This window comes from Protofrankia sp. Cr1, assembly GCF_963555865.1.
GTDB lineage: Bacteria > Actinomycetota > Actinomycetes > Frankiales > Frankiaceae > Protofrankia.
Genome location: NZ_CAUVXO010000108.1, coordinates 2,494 through 8,779 on the forward strand (window position 1 = coordinate 2,494; position 6,286 = coordinate 8,779).

General features: G+C 66.1%; 4 protein-coding genes. All 4 read left to right on the top strand.

Features of this window, described 5'->3' with window-relative positions; genetic code table 11:
• A partial coding sequence (locus U9980_RS11310; protein ID WP_322767875.1) for a DUF3037 domain-containing protein occupies nt 1-521 on the top strand: 521 nt, incomplete at its 5' end.
• A 404-nt stretch (nt 522-925) separates the two neighbouring features.
• A complete protein-coding gene (locus U9980_RS11315) occupies nt 926-2,197 on the top strand; it encodes an ABC transporter substrate-binding protein (protein WP_322767876.1) in 1,272 nt (423 codons plus the stop codon).
• Between the two features lie 421 nt (nt 2,198-2,618).
• Nucleotides 2,619-3,764, top strand: a complete 1,146-nt coding sequence (locus U9980_RS11320) for a hypothetical protein (RefSeq protein WP_322767877.1) — start codon at nt 2,619-2,621, stop codon at nt 3,762-3,764.
• Between the two features lie 250 nt (nt 3,765-4,014).
• The gene (locus tag U9980_RS11325) at nt 4,015-6,111 is read left to right on the top strand and encodes a phosphocholine-specific phospholipase C (protein WP_322767878.1); all 2,097 of its coding nucleotides are present in this window, start codon (nt 4,015-4,017) and stop codon (nt 6,109-6,111) included.
• Nucleotides 6,112-6,286: the final 175 nt, after the last annotated feature.

A 6,286-nucleotide genomic window follows, 5' to 3' on the forward strand; every position in this document is an offset into this window, starting at 1 on the left:
CAACCAGCCCGCCAACCAGCCGGCCGGACCGCCGGCGTGGCTGCGGGCGGCCCGCGGTGGCTGACCTGTTCGAATACGCCGTGGTACGGGTCGTCCCGAGGGTCGAACGCGGTGAGTGTGTGAACGTCGGGGTGGTGCTGTGGTGCCAGCGCGCCGGCTACCTGCAGGCCCGGTGCGCGGTCGACGCCGACCGGCTGACCGCCCTCGACCCGTTCCTCGACCACACCGTGGTGTCCGCGAACCTCGCCGCGTTCGAGCAGGTGTGCACGGGCGGGCCGGCGGCGGGCCCGGCCGGCGCGCTGCCGCCGGGTGAGCGGTTCCGGTGGCTGACGTCACCACGGAGCACGATCGTGCAGACATCGCAGGTGCACAGCGGTCTCACCGACGACCCGGTTGCCGAGCTGGGCCGGCTCGTCACGCTGCTCGTCGACCGTCCCGGCCCGGTCCCTACCCCACCAGCTCCACACTGCAAAAGGATGTCGCCGCACGCGCCAGGCGACCGTCAGAGATCACGAGGGTGAGGTCGCGGTCGATCGTAGCCAGGAGCTGCTGGTTCCGGCCGAACTACACCTGACGGGTGAGTACACCCAGGAGGAATGCCTGCAGAGACTAAGAGCGACCGGCAAGAGCGGACGCGGCGTCGCGGGGCTCGGCGTCCTGACTCAGCGCGTCCCGTATGTCCTCAGGCACGTCCCGAATCGTCAAGGTAACAATTATGCCTGCAATATGCAGGCGATATGTAGTCTCCGTCAAGTCACAGCGCCAGACCGGGCCGGGCCGGTGCGCCGGAGTCGAATCAGATCCAGGCAGCAACAGAACGGATCGATTCCGTAACAACCAGACCCCCCGAGGGTCAACCATCCCTCCTATGATAAGAATAACAATTATTTTGAAAATTTACTTATAGCAACAGATTGCGAGCGTTATGGATCGTCCTCTGAAGCTGTGGGTCGGCGTCGCGGCCACCGGCCTCATAGTCGCGCTGACGACGTCAGCGTGCGCGACATCCGGGGCTGCCGAGGCAGCCGGAGCAGCCGGGGCAGCCGGGGCGTGTAGTGCTCCCGGCGTCACCCCGAAGGAGTTAAAGGTCGGATTAGTCTTCCCGAACACCGGTATCCTCGCCACGGTGTTCCGCTCCGTCCGCAGCGGCGTCGAGGCGCGGATCGGCGTGGCGAACGCCACCGGCGGCATCCGCGGTCGACAGATCAGCATCGAATGGCGCGACGACGAGTCGGACGCCACCAAGAACCTCACCGCGTCCCGCGACCTCATCGAGAACGTCGGTGTTTTCGGGATTCTTCAGGAGACGTCGTTCGTCAGCGGCTCAGCCGAGTACCTCAGTACCAAGGGCGTCCCGGTTACCGGTCTCGTCACCGATTCAACATGGGGCAAATATTCGAATATGTTCACCGTCTCAAACCAGTACGCCGACGGCTCGAACGTGAGCACATTCGGGCTGTATGCCAAGCAGAACGGCGGCACGCGGGCGTACCTGCTGGAAAGTACCCTGCGGGCGTCGTCCCGGATGGCGGCAGCGAAACTCGAGGCCAGCCTCAAATCGCAGGGTATCCGGATCGTGGGCACCGGCGACTACTCGGATAATTCGACCGACCCGGCTCACGTCGCCGCCGATATCCGGCGCAGCGGCGCCGATGTGATCGTCGGTGCGATCTCGGGAACCGGGCTCGCCAACGTGGTCAAGGCGGCGCGGGCGGCCGGGGTACCGATCAAAGCCGCGTTCGGCCCGGACGGCTACTATCCGAGCCTACTGCCGCAGTTCGGCCCGTCCATCGCCGGCATGGCCGTCTACATCGGCTTCACACCGTTCGAGGCACACTCCGCAGCCCTGGATGCATACCGAAACGCGATGGTACAGTATGCACCCGAGCTCAATCCGCCGGATCAGGGAACCGCTGTCATGGGCTACATCACGGCAGATCTCTTCCTCCGCGGTCTGGCAGCCGCTGGCGACTGTCCCACCCGGAACGGCTTCATCCAGTCGCTGCGGGCCGTCCACAACTACAATGCCGACGGCCTGCTCGCGGAAACCGTCGACATGGCGACGAGTTCCATCCAGGTGAGTCGGTGTTACTTCTTCGTGCGGGTGAACGACGCGGCGACGGCCTTCGAGGTGGTACCCGGCGGCCGTGGCACGGATGGCAAGCAATGGTGCGGCGAGCTGGTCGCCGCCGAGTGACGGCATATCCGGCGGCCTGCGCCAGTGCGTGTGTGTGAAGCATCTGTCCGGCTCGCGTATCCCCGGAGCCAGACCATCGCTTCGCGAGGCCCGGCACCCCGGCACCCCGGCACCCCGGCACGAGTGGAAGGTAGACGTACATCCTATGTCCGATTTGTGGCTTTCTGGGATGTCAACCTTCCGCTCGTCAGGGCCGCACAGCCGATGCCATAATGATCGCCTCGTCGTACCGCCGACCCCAGCTCCTGCCACCTTCGGCGGATGGCATAGTCGACGTTCATCATCGATCCGCCAGGCTCCGGCCCCATCCGTTATCATTTCCTTTGACCCGTACGGATGATTCATGCGGCAAGCAGGTACGGATAGGCCGCGGGTCGGTGTTTCGACCCGCGGCGACAGTGTGTGGTCACCCGGTATAGTCATGCTGATTCTGGCAGTCGCGGTGACCGGCGCTCGCCTGCTGGCGGTCGGGCACGGTGACATCAGCCGATTCGTGGTTGCCGGGCGTGCTCAGGTGGATCCGAGCGCCGCTCCGCCCGACCTGCATGTCTTTCCGGGCGGCGGGTACGACGGCCAGTTCGCCTACCGCCTGGCCCTGGCCCCATACGACCTCCGCGTGGACGCGCACGGAATTGTGATCGACTCACCACTGCGACTACAGCGCATCGCGTACCCCACGCTCAGCTGGCTCGTTGCCGCCGGGCGGTCGCAATGGGTCGCCGCCGCTCTGGTAGCCGTCAATATTCTGGCGCTGGCCGCACTCGGCCTTCTCGGGGGCATTCTGGCCCGTGACCACGGTCGACGCCCGCTGTGGGGTCTCCTGCTCGCGGGATTTCCCGGCTTCCTGTTCAGTCTCAGCCGTGATCTCACCGAGATCGTCGCCGCGGTCGGGGTAGTCGCTGGACTGCTCGCCTGGCGTCGACACCGCCCGACCGTGGCGGGCATGGCGTTCACCGTCGCGGTGCTTGCCAGGGAGACAGCCCTGCTGGCCGTCGTCGCGATGGCCGTCGGCCACCTCGCCGCATGGCGGCGGGGGGTATCCAGACCATGCGGAGCACGGGTCTGGGCACTGCCGATCATCACGTTCGGGCTGTGGCAGCTGGTGTGTGTCTGGAAGGCCCATGGCGTCCCGATGCTCGCCGGCACCGGGGACAACATAGTCGCACCGTTGACCGGGCTGTTCCCGTCCGCAGTGGCATGGTTCGGTGACGTCACGAGACATCCCGGTGCGATGCTGCCGACCCTGCTCGCGATCCTCGCGCTGCTTCAGTTAGCAGCACTGGGCGTGACAGCCGGACTGGCCGTCGCGCGGCTCCACACAACGACCGGACCAACAGGGCCAACAGGAACCTTCGAGGTGCGGGTCGGGTTTGTACTCGCACTGTTGCTCGCCATTTCTCTGTCCGGTTTCGTGCTGCGCACCCCCGCATCCTTTCGCCAGCTTGTCGATCTCCACGTGTTCGCCGCAGTCGTCCTGTTGGGCACCGACGGCCGGCTCCGGATACCCGCCGCCGTTCTCGCCGCCGCGTGGGTGGGCACCGCGCTCGCGATGACCGTGGTCGTCTGAACCGGTCGTCTGAACCGGTCGTCTGAACCGGTCGTTCACAATGGTCCCGGGCCACCCGAAACGATCCGCGCTGCGCACCGGTAGCGGCCGACCAGAACGATATCGATCATGAAATCAGTTACGAGATCGTCTTCGTCCACGCTTCTCGGCGTTTTTCCCCGTTCGCAGTAGCGCGTTCTCGATCATCTGGTGAAACTGTCCTCCGGACTCCCGCACGCAGGCGCCGCAGGCGCCGGAAAGCAGGCCGCTCATGACAAGCGTCAACCGTCGAAGACTCCTGCAGATTGCTGGCGGCAGCACCGCCATGTCCCTACTCTCGCCCAGCATCGCCCGCGCGGCGGAAATCCCGGCGAACCGCCGTACCGGCTCCCTGCGCGACGTGGAGCACATCGTCGTGCTGATGCAGGAGAACCGCTCCTTCGACCACTATTTCGGTACGCTGCGCGGCGTGCGCGGGTTCGGTGACCCGCGGCCGGTGGTCCTTCCCAGCGGCAAGCCGGTCTGGTATCAGTCCGACGGCACGAAGGACGTCCTGCCGTTCCGGCCGGACGCAGACAACCTGGGGATGCAGTTCCTCGAATCCATCCCGCACGACTGGAACAGCGGTCATCAGGCCTGGAACCAGGGCCGGTACGACCGGTGGGTACCGGCCAAGACCGACGTGACCATGGCCTACCTCACCCGGGAGGACATGCCGTTCCACTACGCGCTTGCCGACGCGTTCACAATCTGCGACTCCTACCACTGCTCGCTGATCGGCCCCACGGACCCGAACCGCTACTACATGTGGACCGGCTACGTCGGCAACGACGGAACCGGCGGTGGCCCGGTCATCACCAACGCCGAAGCAGGCTATTCCTGGACGACCTACCCCGAGCGGCTGGAGAAGGCCGGGGTCTCGTGGAAGATCTACCAGGACATCGGCGACGGCCTCGACGGACCCGGTGGCTGGGGCTGGATCGAGGACGCATTCCGCGGCAACTACGGCGACAACTCGTTGCTGTACTTCGACCAGTACCGCAATGCCAGCCCGGGCAACCCGCTCTACGACAAGGCCCGTACCGGCACCGACGTCAAGCACGGTGACGGTTATTTCGACATCTTCAAAGCCGACGTGCTGGCCGGCAAACTCCCCCAGGTTTCCTGGATCGTGGCTCCCGAATCGTTCTGCGAGCACGGGAACTGGCCGGTCAACTACGGCGCCTGGTACATCGCCCAGGTGCTGGACGCGCTGACCGCCGACCCCGCGGTGTGGAGCAAGACCGCGCTGTTCATCAACTACGATGAGAACGACGGTTTCTTCGACCACATCGTCCCGCCGTACCCGCCGTCATCGCCGGCGCGGGGCCAGTCGACCGCGGACATCAGCGGCGAGCTGTTCACCCCGTCCGGTACCGACACACATGTCGCCGGCCCCTACGGTCTGGGGCAGCGGGTCCCGATGCTCGTCGTGTCGCCCTGGAGCAAGGGCGGCTGGGTATGTTCCCAGGTCTTCGACCACACCTCGGTCGTACAGTTCATCGAACAGCGTCACGGGGTCCACGAGCCGAACATCTCGCCCTGGCGCCGGGCGGTGTGCGGTGATCTGACCGCGGCGTTCGACTTCTCGCGGACCAACGCCAGGGTGGCACCGCTCCCGGACACCCATGGCTACCTTCCGCCGGACCAGAACAGGCACGACGACTACGTGCCGAAGCCGCCGACGAATCCGGCGCTGCCCCAGCAGGAACCCGGGCTGCGCCCCGCCCGGCCGCTGCCCTACGACCTGGCCGTCGACGGCCGGACCAACGCGGCCAAGAACCGTGTCCGGATCGACTTCAGCAACTACGGCAAAGCCGGCGCGAACTTCTACGTCACCTCCACGACCCAACCGGACGGCCCGTGGACCTACACCGTCGAGGCAGGGCGGGCGCTGTCCGGAAGCTGGACCATCGCACCGGCCAACCAGGGCGCCTACGAGTTCTCGGTGCACGGGCCCAACGGCTTCTTCCGGCAGTTCATCGGACGTGTGGGCGTCGCGGGAGCGCAGGTGGACGCACGCCGCGGCGGGGACGACGGTGAACTCCGGCTGGTCCTCGGCAACAACGGCGCCACATCCGTCCGGCTCACCATCACCGACACCTACAGCCCGGCCCACCCGGCCAGCTACCAGGTCGAGCCCGACGCACACGTCGTCCACACCGCGGACATCCGGCACAGCAACTGCTGGTACGACCTGTCAGTGGTTTCCGACCGGGACAGCACCTTCCTGCGTCGGCTGGCGGGCCACGTCGAAACAGGCGCGGCCAGCACGAGCGAACCGGCGATCGGCGCGACCGGAGGTGGCCAACACCACGGTCGCCCATAAGAACGCCCGGCAATAGGGGCGTTGATCAAAGAGCGAGACTGGGGCAGGTAGATCGCGAAGCGGAGGAGGGAGGCACCCCGCCTCCAAACGAAGATCATCCGATCGTGCCCTGACTGATCGTGTCGACCCATCCGCGGCGTCCGCGGGTGGGTCGTTCTTAATACCATTCAGGCGG